Origin of the sequence: Elioraea thermophila (ex Habib et al. 2022), from assembly GCF_003336755.1 — a bacterium.
In the GTDB taxonomy this organism is placed as follows: Bacteria; Pseudomonadota; Alphaproteobacteria; order Acetobacterales; family Acetobacteraceae; genus Elioraea; species Elioraea thermophila.
This window is the reverse complement of record NZ_KZ851831.1, coordinates 143690-158919: the sequence shown is the minus strand read 5'-3', so window position 1 is coordinate 158919 and position 15230 is coordinate 143690. Positions and strand designations below refer to the sequence as shown.

Annotated in this window: 10 protein-coding genes; 3 read left to right on the top strand and 7 right to left on the bottom strand. The window is 68.8% G+C overall.

Features of this window, described 5'->3' with window-relative positions:
• Positions 1–31 precede the first annotated feature (31 nt).
• The gene (locus DWB05_RS00695; protein ID WP_114373968.1) at positions 32–1249 is read right to left on the bottom strand and encodes a glycosyltransferase family 4 protein; all 1218 of its coding nucleotides are present in this window, start codon (positions 1247–1249) and stop codon (positions 32–34) included.
• Positions 1250–2243: 994 nt separating this feature from the next.
• On the opposite strand from DWB05_RS00695, the gene DWB05_RS00690 reads away from it, so the two are divergent.
• Complete coding sequence (locus DWB05_RS00690; protein ID WP_114373965.1) at positions 2244–3164, top strand: hypothetical protein; 921 nt, start codon at positions 2244–2246, stop codon at positions 3162–3164.
• Between the two features lie 233 nt (positions 3165–3397).
• Here DWB05_RS00690 and DWB05_RS00685 read toward each other — a convergent pair whose 3' ends face one another.
• From DWB05_RS00685 to DWB05_RS00675, 3 genes are all read right to left on the bottom strand, one after another.
• Positions 3398–7507, bottom strand: a complete 4110-nt coding sequence (locus tag DWB05_RS00685) for a hypothetical protein (protein WP_157967013.1) — start codon at positions 7505–7507, stop codon at positions 3398–3400.
• 405 nt (positions 7508–7912) lie between these two features.
• Positions 7913–9001 carry a GNAT family N-acetyltransferase gene (locus DWB05_RS00680; protein WP_114373959.1) on the bottom strand — a complete coding sequence of 363 codons (1089 nt, stop codon included), beginning with the start codon at positions 8999–9001 and terminating at the stop codon, positions 7913–7915.
• Positions 9002–9320: 319 nt separating this feature from the next.
• Positions 9321–10205, bottom strand: a complete 885-nt coding sequence (locus tag DWB05_RS00675) for a glycosyltransferase family 32 protein (protein ID WP_198669012.1) — start codon at positions 10203–10205, stop codon at positions 9321–9323.
• 137 nt (positions 10206–10342) lie between these two features.
• Here DWB05_RS00675 and DWB05_RS00670 point away from each other — a divergent pair, with 137 nt between their 5' ends.
• The gene (locus DWB05_RS00670; protein ID WP_408608456.1) at positions 10343–10972 is read left to right on the top strand and encodes a D-sedoheptulose 7-phosphate isomerase; all 630 of its coding nucleotides are present in this window, start codon (positions 10343–10345) and stop codon (positions 10970–10972) included.
• Here DWB05_RS00670 and DWB05_RS00665 read toward each other — a convergent pair.
• Entirely contained in the window at positions 10957–12126 is a 1170-nt protein-coding gene (locus DWB05_RS00665) for a glycosyltransferase family 4 protein (RefSeq protein ID WP_114373955.1), read from the bottom strand. The genes DWB05_RS00670 and DWB05_RS00665 overlap by 16 nt on opposite strands.
• Before the next feature lie 32 nt (positions 12127–12158).
• Here DWB05_RS00665 and DWB05_RS00660 point away from each other — a divergent pair, with 32 nt between their 5' ends.
• Positions 12159–13160 carry a glycosyltransferase family 2 protein gene (locus DWB05_RS00660; protein ID WP_114373953.1) on the top strand — a complete coding sequence of 334 codons (1002 nt, stop codon included), beginning with the start codon at positions 12159–12161 and terminating at the stop codon, positions 13158–13160.
• A gap of 147 nt (positions 13161–13307) precedes the next feature.
• Here DWB05_RS00660 and DWB05_RS00655 read toward each other — a convergent pair whose 3' ends face one another.
• A complete protein-coding gene (locus DWB05_RS00655) occupies positions 13308–14339 on the bottom strand; it encodes a glycosyltransferase family 2 protein (protein ID WP_114373950.1) in 1032 nt (343 codons plus the stop codon).
• Positions 14340–14345: 6 nt separating this feature from the next.
• Positions 14346–15110, bottom strand: a complete 765-nt coding sequence (locus DWB05_RS00650) for a class I SAM-dependent methyltransferase (protein ID WP_114373947.1) — start codon at positions 15108–15110, stop codon at positions 14346–14348.
• Between the last annotated feature and the right edge of the window lie 120 nt (positions 15111–15230).

The window sequence follows — 15230 nt, the reverse complement described above, 5'->3', positions numbered from 1 at the left end:
AGCCGCCGGAGGCACCGGCGTTCCGCCATGCTCAGGAGGGGCCGCGCGGCCCGCGCAGGGCGCGCAGATAGGGGCCACGCTTGCGCCAGAGCGCGCGCACGCCGCCAGCGAGCGTCGGGTCGGCGCCGAGCACGTCGGCGTAGGCTCGCTCGATACCGGAGACCATCGCCTCGACGCTGAAACGGCTGCGCGCGTGCGCCGCCGCGGCTTGGCCAAGGCGCTGCCGCAAGGCGGGATCTGCCAGCAGTGTGCGCATCGCGCGAACAAGTGCTTCCCCGTCCTCTGTTGGCACGACAAAACCGGCTTCGCCGTCGTGCACCACCTCCGCCATGCCGCCGGAGTCGGTCGCGATCAGCGGCTTGCCGAACAGGGACGCCTCGACGAGGACGAGGCCGAACGCCTCCGATCGCGATGCGAGGGCAAAGACGTCGCAGCCGGCGTAGACGGGTGAAGGATCGTCGAGTGAACCCATCAGGTGGACGCGGTCGTTGATGCCGAGCTCGCGCGCCAGGGTTTCGAGGGCGGGTCGTTCCGGGCCCTCTCCCGCGATGACCAGGTGCAGATCGGCGAATTCGCCCGCGAGCCGATGGACGGCGCGGACCAAGAGGTCATGGCCCTTGCGCGGAATCAACGAACCGACGCTGCCGACGATCACGGCATCGGACGGCAGGCCGAGCTGCGTGCGCAAGACGGAGGGGTCGGTGCAGCGGAAGCGGTTCGGATCGATACCGTTGTAGACGACCCGGAGCCGGGCTGGGTCCAGCCCATCCTCCTCGAGATAGGGGCGAGCGACGGCGAAGGAGACGGCAAGCAGCAGGTCGGCGGCATGGGCGAGAAAGCGGTAGCGACCGCGACGGCTTTCTTCGAAATGGATGTGGCCGATCACCGGCACGCCGGCCAGCAGCACCGCCGGATAGACCCATTGCAGGACCGGAAGGTTGTGCGCGTGGACGAGGTCGATGCTCTCCTCGCGCAGGAGCTGCCGAGCTCTCGTGAACTGGCGCCAATATCGCCTCGGATGGAACGGCGCGCCGGGCATGAGGAAGAAGCCGAAGCGATCATGTTCCGCGCGAACGCCGAACGGCCGACAGGCTTCGACGAGGGCGCGCGAATTCGACCACACGGTGAGCCGGTACCGCGCGGGGTCGAGATGGGCGAGCAGGGTGAGAACGACGTGTTCGCTGCCCCGCAGCGCCTCTTCGCCGAGATGCGCGAACAGCACGCGAACCGGCCGTGTCGTTTCCCTCATCGTCGGGCTGTCACCGTCGCGGCTTGCCGGCGCCGGGCGCGCCCCACTGGCTGGACGCTTGGTGACGGAGCCCGGGGCGGCTCGGCCATGAGTGACGAACGCACCGCCAAGAGAGGCTGAGGCTGCTGCCCAGGGTCACGGATCTGAGATCGGATGAAGGCGCGCCGCCTTGTTGAGCGCGACGAGGGCTTGGGGGAGCATCGAGCCAGTCGTGGTCCGGCAGCACAGCCTCATCGACCCACTCTGGCAGCATGGTGACGACGGGGCAGACGGCGTTGGTCGGTGTCATGCTGACTGCCTGAATAGGCGCCGTTGTCTGTCCGTGGCAAAGCCACCTGGAGCGAACTGAGCCGAGAGCCGGCGCAGCGTTGGAACGTTGGAACACACAGACACGATAAATTCAAACGCTAAAGGAACTCCTGATGTCGCGGTAGGTACGCCGAGGGACACCGCGGGAAGCAGTAGAGACGGCGAGGTGCGACTCGGTTGCCGGCGCAGTGTCGTGCGACGGCCACCGCGCGCGGTCGGCCGAGAAGCCGGCCGAGGCACGACGTGAACCGAACGTGCAGGGAGTCACGGAACCGCAACATCCGCCCGCTTGATCTCGAGCAAGGCCAGCTGCGCTCCATGCATCGCAAGTGGCCTCAGCGCAACTGCAAAGTCGCATGCCGGGGTCATTCGGCCGCGTGTGCGGACGTCAATCCGGAGGCGACACGCGCATCCGCCCGGGCGATGCGGCGGCCCGGACAAACAAAGAGGCTGCGGAGCAGAGCGCTGCCCCCCCGGTCGTTGCCACGAGCGAGGCGAGTCCCTGCGGGGGACCGATGCGCGTGCGTTACGGCCCTCGTCAGCCAACCGCTTGGTCACGTACTGCCTGCGTTCGAGTTTGGGCGCGGTGGCGTCTGTCGGCCCTTTGCCCTCTTCGCGTCGGGCTGTTATCGCCTGGGCCGGGCGGCACCTTCGGCGGGCCGCCGTAGCGACGACGGAGAGAGCCATGCTGTATCGGTTGCGCCGGGCCTTCCAGTACTGGCGCTACAATCGTCTGGTCTACGCCATCGAGGACACGCCGCCGCTCACGATCAACGACTCGCCCCTTCGCATCGTTAGCCTAGTGGCCGTCCCTCGAGATCTCCGGATGTACCTTGTCGCGGCGAAAGTCCTGTACCGTAGGCTCGGCCACGGACGTTTCGTCGTCATACCTGATCGTCCGCTTGCCCCGGAGATGCGCGACTTGATCCTCCGTCATCTCGGTGGCGGCGCCGAGTTTCGTGACCTCGCATCCCTTCCGGTCGGCCGATGCCAACGAGGCGGCTGCTGGGAACGCCTCGTCGCCTGCCTCGATCTGTCGGCGGAACACTACGTGATCCAAATGGACTCCGACACCTTGGCCTTGGGAGACATCCCGGAGGTGCGGGAGGCGGTGCGGGCCAATCGCGCGTTCACCCTGTGCGAGGGAATCCCCTTGCAGACCATGGCCGAAGCCGCCGCCTGGGTGCGTGCGCATGTGCGGGAGCCGAGGCACATCGTCGATGTGGCGCAGGCGGCGTTCAGCCGCTTCCCGGGAGCGGATCGCCTCTTCTACTTGCGCGCCTCCGCAGGCTTCACCGGCTTCGCGCGCGGCGGGTTCCGCCGTGCCGACATCGAAACCTTCCACGCGACGATGGAAGACCTGGTCGGGCACGACAAGTGGCGCGAATGGGGAACCGAGCAGGTGGCGTCCAATTTCGCCGTCGCCAACAGCCCCGATCCGGTGGCGCTGCCCCATCCGGATTACGCGAACGTCACGGCCTCGACCAACCTCGCCGATCTGCGGTTCGGTCACTTCATCGGCTCGTATCGATTCCACAAGCAAATTCTCGCCCGCGCCTCTGTGCCCCTCATCGAGGCCCTGCGGACAGGCGCGTCGCTGCCTTGAGGGCCGGCAAGCGGGCGATCGCGTGGCGTCGGCACAAGGAGGCTCAGCCGCCCGTGGGCGACGTTCTTTCGGCGGCCTCTCCACCGCATGCCTTGGCAGGTTCGGTGAGGCAGGGAGCCGCCGGGATCGATCGGCTGGCGGCGGCGAGCCCGATCGCGGTCAGGATCGCAAGGATCGACGGCGCCCGCGCGGTTTGACGGCTGCGCGGGCGCGCCATGCTTTGCGGCTCGGCCTCAGGTGAGCCCGAAGCGGCTCATCATCCAGGACCGCAGCGCCGGCAGAGCGGTTGTCTTGTCGATGAACGCGACGAATACCACGGGCCCGAGGAAGCCGTTCAGGCACCGGTCCTGCGGTCCATTATCGACGTAGTAGCCGATGCGCGCCGCCCCCAACGGGTTCATCGCAGACTGACTGCCGGCCAGCGCAAAGCCTAGATTGTTGTTGTGCAAGGCGCGCACGCGCCAATCCTGCTCGGTGCTGGTGATCGCGCCGAGGAAGTAGGTGGTATTCGTCGCCACCGAGAACACGGCCGCACTTTCGGTGGACTGACGGGCGGCAATGGCTCGGCTGCTGATGAAGGCAAGCCGAAGCGACGTTGCACCGGCCGCATCGTCGGCGTTATCGCCCGCAGAGACGGAAACGATCCGCTCCTGACCCCCGCCCGAGTACGCGGTGGGTCTCGCGATGACGCAAACGCCGAAATCCGTCGCCTGCAGCGTGGCGAAGTTGGTTCGCTTCAGGCCGCGGGCACCCTCGGTGCGAAACACCAGACGGCCGTTCAACGTGTGCGGTACGCCGTTGGCGTCGGTCAGGAACGGGCGGCCATGCGCCGAAGGCGTCAGGAAGTGGTTCTCCAACAGCCCCTGGTCATAAAGCCCGGCCAACTCCACCAACCCGCCATTGGCAAAAGCCTGGACCTCGGCTGGCGTGACGCCGGAGGCACCCGCGCCGAAATCCTGTTCGACGCCATCGCTGACGCGGCGAGCGCGGAACAGGGGACCCGCATATCCCTGACGCAGCCGTGCCGAGACGTCATAGGCGCCGAGCACGACCATGTTGTGCGCGCCCCACGCCCAAGCCATGGGGGTCACGTTCACCGTGACATTCTCTTCCGAAGAGCCCGCGCTGTTCACCGCCCGCACGCGTAAGGTGTAGGACGCAGCATCCGTCCGACGCAGCACCTGCGTCGTCCGGATGCGGTTCGGCGGCACCGTCTCGAAACGGCTTCCCGTATTGCCGGAAACGATGGTCAGCTCGGTGGGGGCGGAGCCGGAGATGCTCAAATCGGGCGTCAGGAACGTGCCAGCCGCTTCGGCCTCCGGCACGCTCAGCGTCTGCCCCGGCGCGATCACCGGCGGGAAAATCTGCCCCGGGATGTTGACGGCGACGACCCGCTCGAACGTGCCACCGGGTGCCGTCACCCGGAAAGTGAGGTTCCGCAACCCGGGCGTTTCGTCGGCGAGGCTGGCGGCGACAGTGACTCGGCCGGTGTTGTCCACCGCGAAGCGCCCCGTCGGGTCCCCGGCGACGATCGTCACCGTGTAGGGCCGCGTGCCGGTGAGCGTCAGTTGCCCGACGAAGGCGCCCACCTGCGCGTTGCTGCCGACGACGAAGGGCGAGGTCACCTCGGCAATGAACGGCGCCTGCACCGTGACGTTCACCGTCACCGTCACCGTCGCACTGCGATGCTCGATCGCCGGGTCGATCACCCGCCACTGCTCGAACGTCCGGCAATAGACGCTTAGTGCATGGTTGCCGGGGGTGAGAGCCGCCAGAGCCGCCTGGTTGGCCACCCGCACCACGCCTCCCGGAGAGACGGAAAATGGATTGCCGGCCGGCTGCGACACCACCACGAAGGCATCCTGCGGCCCCGGCGAAATTCCGGAATTGCGCGGGAACGGCCCACGGACCTGGATGCGTCCAACCAGCGTGCCGGCCTCGGCGTCGAGCGGAACCGACAGCGTCTGGTTCGGCAGGATCGTCGGCGCCGACGCGTAGCTGAGGTGAAGCTCGGGCGGGAACACGCTGTTCGATTGGAAGAAGCTGCCGAAGAACAGATCCTGGCGATAGCGGGGGTTGTTTCCGACCCCGCGCGCCCGCTCCGACCGCAGGAACACGAGGGCGTCCATCGCCTGCGCGCGGATCTCCTCGTCCGGCCCGTAGATCGCGAGCAACCCGAGACCGACCAACACGTTGCGCTGCCAGTCGCCCTCGCCCGTGTTGTTCACCAGATCCTCGTCCGGAAGGCCAATCGCCGCCTGGGTGAACTGCGTCACCTGCGCCCAGGTGGTTGCCCAACCGGTCGCGCCGCGCACATGGATGTCGCGGCCCATGCAGGCGTTCCGCCACGACGAGTCGGGATGCATGATGCTGCCGATGCGAAAGCGCGCCAATTCGCGCACGAACCAGGCCATGTTCGGCCCGCCCAAGCCCTGGCGCAGCGCCGATATGGCGCCGAAGAAAATGAAGGAGTACATGAAGCCGGGCGTGTGATTCGTCGGCTTGTGCAGGATCGGCAGGCCGAGCTCAGTGCCGATGCGCGCGTAAATGTCGTTTCGCGCGACGTAATACGCGTTGACGTGCGCTTCGACGGTCCGGTCGTAGAACAGGCGATTGGGGTAGTTCTCCGGCAGGATCGCCGCCGCATCGACGATGTCGCGCAGGTTCCAGGCGAAGCCGCGCACCTGCATGTCCCACGGGCGCGGCCCCCAGGCGTTGCCCGTGGTGTGATCGGGTTCCAGGTCGCGCCAGAAGGCACTCGGTCCACCGTATTGGACGGGCAACCCGCCGTCCGCACGGTCCTGGTAAGCCACCACCGACCAGCAGACCTTGGCCGCCAACCCGTCGTAACAGAGGCGCCGACCGGCCAGCAGCGCCGGGGTGAAGTAGAATGATCCGTGGTGGTCGAAATCGACCGTGATGTGGTCCGTCACGTTGTGGGTGGGCCGCTGGTTCGATGGCAGCCCGCGCGCGGTTTGTCTGGGCGTGCCGGGCGGGTCCGCGAACGCGCCAGCATACGACAGCTTCGGCCAATCCACCGAGTTCACCCAGCGACCGAGCTCCCAGTCGTAATAATAAATGCCGCGCGTCGAGGCCGCTTCGAATTCCCGGTGCGCCAGGATTTCCGCCTCCCGGCCGCCGTCGCGCAGCCAGGCCGCGCATGCCCAGGTGCGATAGCCGATCTCCGGACGCCCGCCGACGTCGCCGGCCGCCCGCGCAATCGAATAGTTCCAGTAGGGGTCGGCCTGCCTGGGCGCCGCGTTTGCCAGAACACCGGCTGCCCAAGCCGGGATGTTCTGTTCCAACGGCCGAGACCGGTCATAGTTCAGCTGCACGCCGGAGGCGACCAGCACATCCAGGTCAGGCCGGAAGAACGGCCGGTTCGAGGAGCCCCAGCCGGAAAGGAGCGTTCCATCCGCCTTCCGGCCGCGACGCCTGATCCACTGCGAATACATGAGAAGGTCGCGGGCAGCGCCGCTCGCCGGCCGCTGGTCGTAAACGATCTGGCCATCGATCTCGATCGTGTAGCCGAAGCGCGCGATCCCGCCCTGCGCGTGGAATACGCGGTCGTTGGAGAAGCAGACGTCGAGTTCGAGGAACCCGTCCTTGGTCGCGATGACGTCCACGACCAGCCGGACGGACGCGATCTGCCCGGTCTGTCCGCTCGTGTTCTGTACCGCCGTCGCCGGCACCGGCGTCTCGACCCGCGTCGAGACCGCAAGCGGACCGTTGTGCCAACGGTCTTGCGAAGCAAGCGCCGCCTGCACGACGTTGAAGCTCCAGAGCGGGGTCGTGGTGTCGCCAGGCGCCCAGGTCCGCACCACCGCCGTCCGCCCGGAGAGAAGGGTGGCGAGATTGAGACCGGGTCCCGGGTCGGGGTGCGCCTCGCCGGAAACGAGCTCCGCGGTCAGCAGCTGTCCGTCGGCGAGGGCGGGCAGCTCAGCGGCGAACAGGGCGGTCTTCACCGACTGGTCGGGCCAGCGGGTCAACACGTTGATCTGCGTGCGGTGCAAGGTGCTGCTGCCTTGCGTGCGCAGCACGACCGGCGCCCCGGCCGGAATCGCGCCCTCCGGGAAGGCGTGGCCGAACAGGTCGATGGTGCCTGCCGGCAGGCCGGTCCCCTCGAAGCCCAAGGTGGCGACGACGTCCGGGGCGGCCTCCGCGATGGTGATCGGCCCGCTGTCGGCGGTGAGGGCGCCGTTGAGGGTGGCGCGGAGCGTGTAGGTGCCGAGCGCGGCCGGCGTGGTGAGAACCGCACTCCACAGCCCGTTCGCCGCGGTGGCCTCGACCGGTGCGCCGACGGTGTTCTGGCCTTGTCGCCAGACGACGGTGAGGCTGTTCACCGTGCCGCCGTAGGTGCCGGAGACGACCAGCGGGCGGCCGGGCGGCTGCGGCGAGAGCGGCGTGGTGATGCTCAGCGACGGCCCGGCCGGCGGGCTGCCGCGGTGGCGGCGGACGGCGAGGCGGATCGGCAGGGCTGGCAGGAGGGTCATCCTGGGCTCCAGTGTTGAACGCACGAACCGCCCGGTCCGGCCAAACGGATCGGGTCCGACACAGCCTGGGGCGGTGTCATGCGCTTCTTCAGTCTAGGGTGGTCAGGCGAGCGGGGCGAGGCGTGGCCACGTCCGACCGAGCGGCGATCAAAGCCTGGGTGGGGGGCGAGCGACCGCCCCGCGGCGGATACAAGTCGCCCGTGGCCAGGAAATTTATCCCAGAATGGGCACGCGTTGTCAAAGTCAAACCCGGGTTCATCCCGCGTCAACGGCGCGCGCCGGCCGCCCCAGCCGGGCCGTCAGGATCGCGCGGAACCCCCGCCGTGCCCGCGCAAGCAGATGGGCCAGCGACCAGGGACGCACGCGCTCCGTCCAGAGCAGCGATCCCGAATGCGTCGAAAGGCTGCGCTTGTAGCGCGCTTCGCCTGCCAGGAAGTCGTAGGTCGCGGCGCCCTCGGCGGCCGCCTCGCCGATGGCGAGCAGATGCGCCACCAAGCCGGGCTTGAGCCGCCGCAGGTCCTCGTCGAGGGCGATCGCGGATTGATAGGCGGCGACATGCCCGCCGCTGCACAGCAGGTGGAGCCAAGCGGCCGGCCGCCCATCCGGCGCGCGCAGGAGCCTCAGCCGCACCTCGCCCGTGGCCTCGCCGCGCGCGAGCAAGGCGTGATGGAAGCGGCGCATGAAGGGCGAGGCGAAGGCGCCCGGCTGCCCGCGCGCCCGCCACCATGCCTGATGCGCTGCGATCAGCTCATCCAACCCCGTTTCGCCGGAGAGCCGCTCGAGGCGCACGCTCTCTCCCTCGAAGGCACGCCAAGCCCGGCGAAGTTGCGCCCGCGTGTTAGCCGAGACGTGGGCGAGCGCGTCGTCCGCACGCCGAACCGCCGCGAGATCGACCCAGTAGAGGGGTCTGACCAGAGTTTCGCCCGTCACGCCCCCTGCCTTCAGCCCCAACGCCTCGGTCACGCCGGACAGCCGCAGCCGGACCACGCCGGGAACCCGCCACGCCGCCGCGAACAGCGCCTCCACCACCGCCGCCCCTGCCCCGGCGGCGAGAATGGGACCGTTGTGCTCAACGAAGGGTGAATCGCGCACGGGGTCTCCGCTCTCGCCGAGCCACAGCGTGCCGCGGCGACGGTTGAACAGGGCGGCACCGCACAGCCGCCCGCCCTCAGCCGCGGTGACGAGCCAAGGGTCGTCGAAGCGCTCCTCGGCGAGGCAGCCCACCCAGGTCCAGCGACGGAACAAGGGCAGTGGCCCCGCCTGGGCTTCGATCTCCCGCCAGGTTCGGGCAACGGTCGCAAAATCCGTCACCCGAACGATCTCGGTTTCGCTCCGCCCGCTCATGCGGCTTCAGCGAGAGACGCGGACGCAGTCCATTCCGACGCGCGCAACGCCGCCGGCGGCGGCTCGGGCGTGCCGGAATGTGGTGCGGACGATGACGCGAGGCCCCGTGCCACGGTTCGAATCCCCCCCCTTCGCCTGCGTCCGTCTCTCTTCGGCGAGGTTACCCGAGGTTGTCGGGCTCGTCCGCGTGTCGGCGCCAGCCGCAACTGCCGTTGCGCGTGCCGCGCGATCGCTGGGGCCGGCAGACCATCGAGGCGGCACGGCAGCCCTTGCGCGGACGCACCGGCGGCGGCGACACCCTGGGCTTGTCGCGAGACCGTCAGGAGCGCGCCGGCTCCGCCCGGCGCATGGTGCCAAGGAAGCGGAGGCGTAGCCGGCGCAGCCGGCGTTGCAGCCGCAAGGCGAGGGTGGGCGCGCCGTACTCGTCCGGCAGGTCTTCCAGGAAGGGCCGCGCCCAGCGGTGAAACGCCGTGTCCACGCGCCGGACCGTGCCCGGCGTGAGGTCCCAGAGGTAGCGCCGTGCCGCCGACGCCCAGAGGTGATTGGCGTAACTGCTGCGCGGATCATGCCCCGGCCACGGCCCGAAGATCTGGGCCAGCCCCTCCGGCGTATGCAGAGGCCAGTGGAAGGCGTCATGCGGGAGCACGGTGACCTCGTCGGGATGGGTCTCTGCCAGCCGTGCCGGCAGGGAAACCGAGTGTTCAGCCCAGAACTCCTTCCCATCCGAACGGAAACTCCGGTAGCTCTCGTACCATCGGCGAAGGAAGGGCGCGCCCGGTCGGGCGAGGATGACGGCGTTGCAAAGACCCCGGAAGTTGTCACCGTGCCCCTCGCGACCGATGACCACGTCATGGTCGAGCAGGTCATCGAAAGAGCGATGCACGAAGACGTCGCTATCGAGATAGATACCGCCCTGCTCGAGGAGCACCTGTAGGCGCAGGACATCGGCACGGTGCGCGTAGTGCCGCAGCGGCACACCGAAGATCTCGGTCGGTGCCTCGGTCTTGACGACCTCGACCAGCGGTCTGGTCAGCCGCCACCACGGACCGGTCGGCTCCCAGTTGGTGTAGAAGCGAACGCGATCGGGGCGTATCCGCTCGATCGCGCTCCGGACGCAGACATGCGCTGCGAGGTCCCACATGATGTTGGGGTTGCGCGGGGCGAGACCGAAGCAGAGATGCAAGGTTTTCGGGATCTTCGGCATCAGGGGGTGCTCGGCGTTGTGCGGCCGCGGTCCGGTGGGCATGCACTTCGGGGCAGGCCGCACCGCCGCCGCCCCGACCGGGCTCGCCCGATGGCACGGGGCACGGCACTTTTTGCAACATCGTGGAGTCGGTTCGCATGGGCAAGATCACAGACCGCGCCGGGCTTGCGGCCACGCAGTTCGCCGAAACCGCCCGCCTGTTCGCCGCCATGGCGTCCGACACCGAACTGTGCGCGCGGATCGCAGCGGCGGCGGTCGCGATCGCGGATGCCCTGCGCTCGGGCGGCAAGGTGCTGTTCTGCGGCAATGGCGGGTCGGCGGCCGACGCCCAGCACTGGGCGGCAGAACTCGTCGGCCGCTTTCGCAACGACCGGCGGGCGCTTGCCGCCATCGCGCTGACCACCGACGCCTCGGCGCTGACCGCCATCGGCAACGACTATGGCTTCGAGCATATTTTCGCCCGCCAGGTCGAGGGGCTCGGCAGGCCGGGCGATGTGCTGGTGGCGATCTCGACCTCCGGCCGGTCGCCCAATGTCCTCGCCGCCCTTTCCGCCGCGAAAAGATTGGGCCTCGTCACCATCGGCGTGACGGGTGCGTCGGCGGCCACGATGGCGGAGCACTGCGATCACTTGATCGCGGTGCCGGCCGGCGAAACGGCGCGCATCCAGGAGCTGCATGCGGGGGTCGGCCATGCGTTGTGCGCGTTGGTCGAGGCGGAATTGGGGCTCGACGCGGCGGGGACGTCGGGCCCTCAGGCCGTCCGATAGGCCTCCTCCAACCGGTCGATGATCGCCGGCCAGAGGAAACGCTGCGCCCAACCGCGCCCCGCTTCGCCGAGGCGGGTGCGAAGCGCGGCATCGTCGGCGAGCGTGGTCAGCGCGCTGGCGAGGGCCGGCACATCCTCGGGCGGAACGAGGATCCCCGTACCTTCGGGCACCACTTCGGGCACGCCGCCGACCGCCGTGCCGACCACCGCGCAGCCGTAGCGCATCGCCTCGATGTAGGGCATGCCGAAGCCCTCGTAGCGCGAGGGCATGACGAACAGGTCCGCCGCCGCATACGCCTGCTCGAGCCTCTCTTCCGCCACCGGACCGAGCACGCGCACCGCCGTACCGAATTCGGCCTCGAGCGAGGCCTTCGTCTCCTCCGAAATCCGGCCGATCACCGTCAGCCGCCAATTCTCCCGCCGGGCGGCGGCGAACGCGGCACGCAGGAGATCGAAGCCCTTGATGGGGGAATCGACCCGGCCGACGAACAGGATCTCGAACCGCCCATCGGGCGCGCGCGGCGGCAAGGGGCGCGCCGGCTCGACGCCGTTGTGGAGGACGACGAAGCGGCTGCGGTCGGCGCGCGGAAATTCGGCGGCGAAACCCGCGAAGTCGCGGCTCGTCAGGTGGAAGATGCGACGCGCCGTGGCGAGCGGCAGCCGGTTCAGCGCACGCACGATGCTGGCGCTGAACGCGGTCTCTTCCCCCTCGCTCGGGTGCCAGTGTGGCGAATAGAAGAACTTCCGGCCCTTGCGCCAGGCCACCCAGGCGGCGGCGTGGGCCCAGGCCGGTGCCGCGATCTGATGCGCGTGGTAGATGTCGGCGTCCAAGTCTGCGAGAAGGCGGCTCAAGCCGGGAATGATCAGCCCGCCGTTGCTCAGATAGGAGAAACGCCAGTGTGGTTTGCGCACGAGCACCTTCAGCCGATGGATGCGGATCCCCTCGTGCGTCTCCTCGGCGGGAAGACCCTCGAACGCGCCGCGCGGGAACTGCAGGAAGCTCGTCACCACGTGCACCTCGTGCCCGCGCGCGACGAGATGGCGGGCGTGCGACAGCATCACCTTCTCGACACCTTCGCGCTGCGGCCAGAAGAAGGGCCCGACGATGACGATGCGGAACGGTCGCGCTCCCGCGGCGGCGCCGGCATTCACCACGCGCGCGTCCTCCCCGCCGTCGCGATCGGCCGATGACCCGCGCGCGGCTCGACGTCGTCATTCCGGCGCACAACGCCGCGCGTTTCCTTGAGGAGACGTTTGAGGCGCTCGCCCGGCAGACCGTACCGGCGAACACGGTCTGGGTGGTTGACGACCGTTCGACCGACGGTACGCGCGAGGTGGCGGAACGTCTGGCGCGCACACATGGCTCGCGTCTGACCGTGCGCGTGCTGGCGAATGCCGGCCCGCCCGGCCCCTCCGCCGCCCGCAACACGGGCATTCGCGCGAGCGATGCCGATCTCGTCGCCCTGCTCGACGCCGACGACCTCGTCGAGCCCGACCATCACGCCACCTGCCTCGCCATGTTCGAGGCCGCGCCGGAGGCGGTGTTCGCTTTCGGCAACGGCTCCATTTTCGGCCCGGCGGGCATACTGGTCGAGGACCTGCACGTTCGCCACCAGCTGAGGCCGCTGTTCGGCGAAGCGGTCGGGCCGGACATCTGGCGCGCCACGGAGGCGCTGTTCCACGTCGTCCTGCTCGGTGCGCCCTTCGCCACCTCGGCCACCGTTTTCCGGCGCGAGGCGGCGATCGACTGCGGCTTGCTGCAGGAGGATCTTTGGTACTGCGAGGATACCGACTTTTTCATCCGCCTCTTCCTCGCCGGTCCTGTCGTGGTCTCCGGTCGGCGCATCGTGCGCAAGCGTCAGCATGGCAACAACCTCTCGCGCGATCCGCGGATCAGATACCACCCTTGTCTCGTGATCGCGCTCGACCGCTTGCGTGCCCGTGCCGCCGGTCGTCTCGCGCCGCCGCTCGAGGTTCCGCCGGAGCGGCTGCAGGCGATCGAGGACGCGATGCGCAGGACCTTCAAGGACATGGCCTATGATGCTTCGCGCTTCGGTGTCGGCCCGTACCTGTCGGTGCTGCGCTGCGCGCAACGCATGGGTTTCCTTCTCGATCTGATCCGGCCGCGCGATTTCGCCCGCTCGCTGGCGGCGATGATCGGTCTGGTCGAGCCGCCCCGTCCGACCTGAATCGGGCGTGGATGGGGCGTAAGCTCGGTCAACCCCTGCCGTATCAATCCGGCTGTCGCCTTAGCGCTGTGCCGGCGGTCAGCACGGCCACGGTTCGCCTCTGCGGCCATCTGGCCGCGCCGTGCGGTGTCGGACGGCCGCGACGGATCACGCCGAGGAGCCCGGCGCGTCCGAGCGTGCGCGTTGCCCGCCGAGCAGGGTCGATTTCACCGTGCCAAGGGCGAGCAGCCCGCGCGCCAGCGGTTCGCGCAGGACGGCGGGGACGGCCGCGATGCGCGCCTTCAGCCGAGGCCGGCCGCGCACCGCTTCCGCCGGCAACAGGGCGAGGATCTCGCGTAGCCCCGTCCAGTCGCGTCGGGCGAAAGCGAGTTCGAGCGCCTCGAGGCGGCGGCGCACGATGGAGCCACGGATCGCCTCGGCATGTGGGGCCAAGGATGGCCGTGTGGCGAGCAGGTACTCGAGGATGCGGGCATCGCCGAGGTTCATCTTCTGCACATCGGCGGAGAAGTTCCCAGGGTGTTTGCGGATGCCCACCGTCGGCACCAGCACGACGCCGAGCGGCGGGTGCTCGGCGAGGCGAAAGGCGGTCGCCAAGTCCTGGCTCATCCAGCGGTTCACCGCAGCGTCCCAGGCGCCGAGCGCGCGGAAGCGCTCAGCGTGCACGACGAGGGCGGAGGGGAAGAACGGCATGAAGCGGATCAGCCGATCGACGATCGGCTGATCGAACACGCCGGCCTCATTGCCCACTTGCCGCAGCGCCTGCCAATAGCCTTCGGGCGCATCGTCGAACTTCGTCCTTTCCCGCCACGTGCTCACTTGCACGATGCGGAAATTGGCGTACGCCGCCGTCAGACGCGGCTCGGCCTGCCACAGCGCCACCATGCGCGCGAGGTGGTCGACTTCCCAAAGGTCGTCCGAGTCGCAGAAGGCGATCAGTGTGCCGCGAGCAAGTCCGATGCCGTGGTTGCGGGCGGCGATCTCGCCCGAGTTCGGGATCCGCTTCACGCGAATGCGTGCGCCGAAGCGGGCAAGCACGGCCTCGGTGTCGTCGGTCGACCCGTCGTCGACCACGATCACCTCCGCCGGCGGCATGCTCTGGCCAAGGATGCGCTGGAGCGTTTCGCCGATGAGGCCGGCGCGATTGTAGGTCGGCACGACGACGCTGACGGTGAGGTGCATGGGGGCTCACCGTGTCTCGTTGGCACGCGCCGACATCGGCTTCCGGCGCCCGCGCAGACGCCGCGTCCGTCGCGCCACGGACCAGAAGATCATCTTCGCCAGCAGAACGATATTGTCGATGTTGTAGCCGAGCGGATAGACGCTCGGGTGGACGAGGGAGAGCGGGCGCGGGCCCTCGCGTTCCGCCTGCGCGACCCGGTCGGTTTGCGGATGGCCCTGGGTGAGGAACAGCAGGGTGTTCTGCCGATACCAGGGCTCGACGCGCTCGTCCGTCCACACGCGCGGACGGATGACGTCGAAGGGACGGTAGCCGTGATCGGCGAACAGCCGAGCCCACTCGTGCTGCCAGCGCTCGTTGACGTGATTCGTGCCGCCTTGCAGCGGGATGGCGGCGGAGAAGAGCACGGCGGGGGCGAGGCAAACGAGATCGGCAACGAAGCCGGCCGCGCGTTCGGCAGGGAGATGTTCGGCCACTTCGAGCGAGAGGGCGAGATCGAAGCGGCGGTCGAGATTGACGGGCTGTCGCAGGTCATGGGCGAGGAAACGCTCATGGGGAATGCGCAGGACGGATCGCGCGTACTCCCCATCGATGCCGAGCACATCCTCGGCCCCCAACTCGAGCAGCGCCTTCACCCAGGTGCCCGCGCCGCAGCCGACATCGATGGCCGAGGCGAAAGGCAGGATCTCGCGAAGGTGGGCGAGCACGACCCTGGCCGAACGGTAGGATCCATCGGCCTGCGTCGCATAAAAACCCTGGTCATATGTTGCCATGGCAGTGCCTCGCCCTGGGGCCAAACCGCAAGGCCGTTTCTTTATCGTTAAAAAGCAACGGAACCGTTTACGCGGGCGAGTTTAGGCTGCCCTTGGCGCGTCATAGCGCGGTCTCGTGCG

What these genes read in the sequence shown, in the direction of transcription:
- DWB05_RS00690 (WP_114373965.1), top strand. Translation starts at nt 2,244, where the DNA reads ATGCTGTATCGGTTGCGCCGGGCCTTCCAGTACTGGCGCTACAATCGT.
- DWB05_RS00650 (WP_114373947.1), bottom strand. Translation starts at nt 15,110, where the DNA reads ATGGCAACATATGACCAGGGTTTTTATGCGACGCAGGCCGATGGATCC.
- DWB05_RS00675 (WP_198669012.1), bottom strand. Translation starts at nt 10,205, where the DNA reads ATGCCGAAGATCCCGAAAACCTTGCATCTCTGCTTCGGTCTCGCCCCG.
- DWB05_RS00655 (WP_114373950.1), bottom strand. Translation starts at nt 14,339, where the DNA reads ATGCACCTCACCGTCAGCGTCGTCGTGCCGACCTACAATCGCGCCGGC.
- DWB05_RS00695 (WP_114373968.1), bottom strand. Translation starts at nt 1,249, where the DNA reads ATGAGGGAAACGACACGGCCGGTTCGCGTGCTGTTCGCGCATCTCGGC.
- DWB05_RS00680 (WP_114373959.1), bottom strand. Translation starts at nt 9,001, where the DNA reads ATGAGCGGGCGGAGCGAAACCGAGATCGTTCGGGTGACGGATTTTGCG.
- DWB05_RS00670 (WP_408608456.1), top strand. Translation starts at nt 10,343, where the DNA reads ATGGGCAAGATCACAGACCGCGCCGGGCTTGCGGCCACGCAGTTCGCC.
- DWB05_RS00660 (WP_114373953.1), top strand. Translation starts at nt 12,159, where the DNA reads ATGACCCGCGCGCGGCTCGACGTCGTCATTCCGGCGCACAACGCCGCG.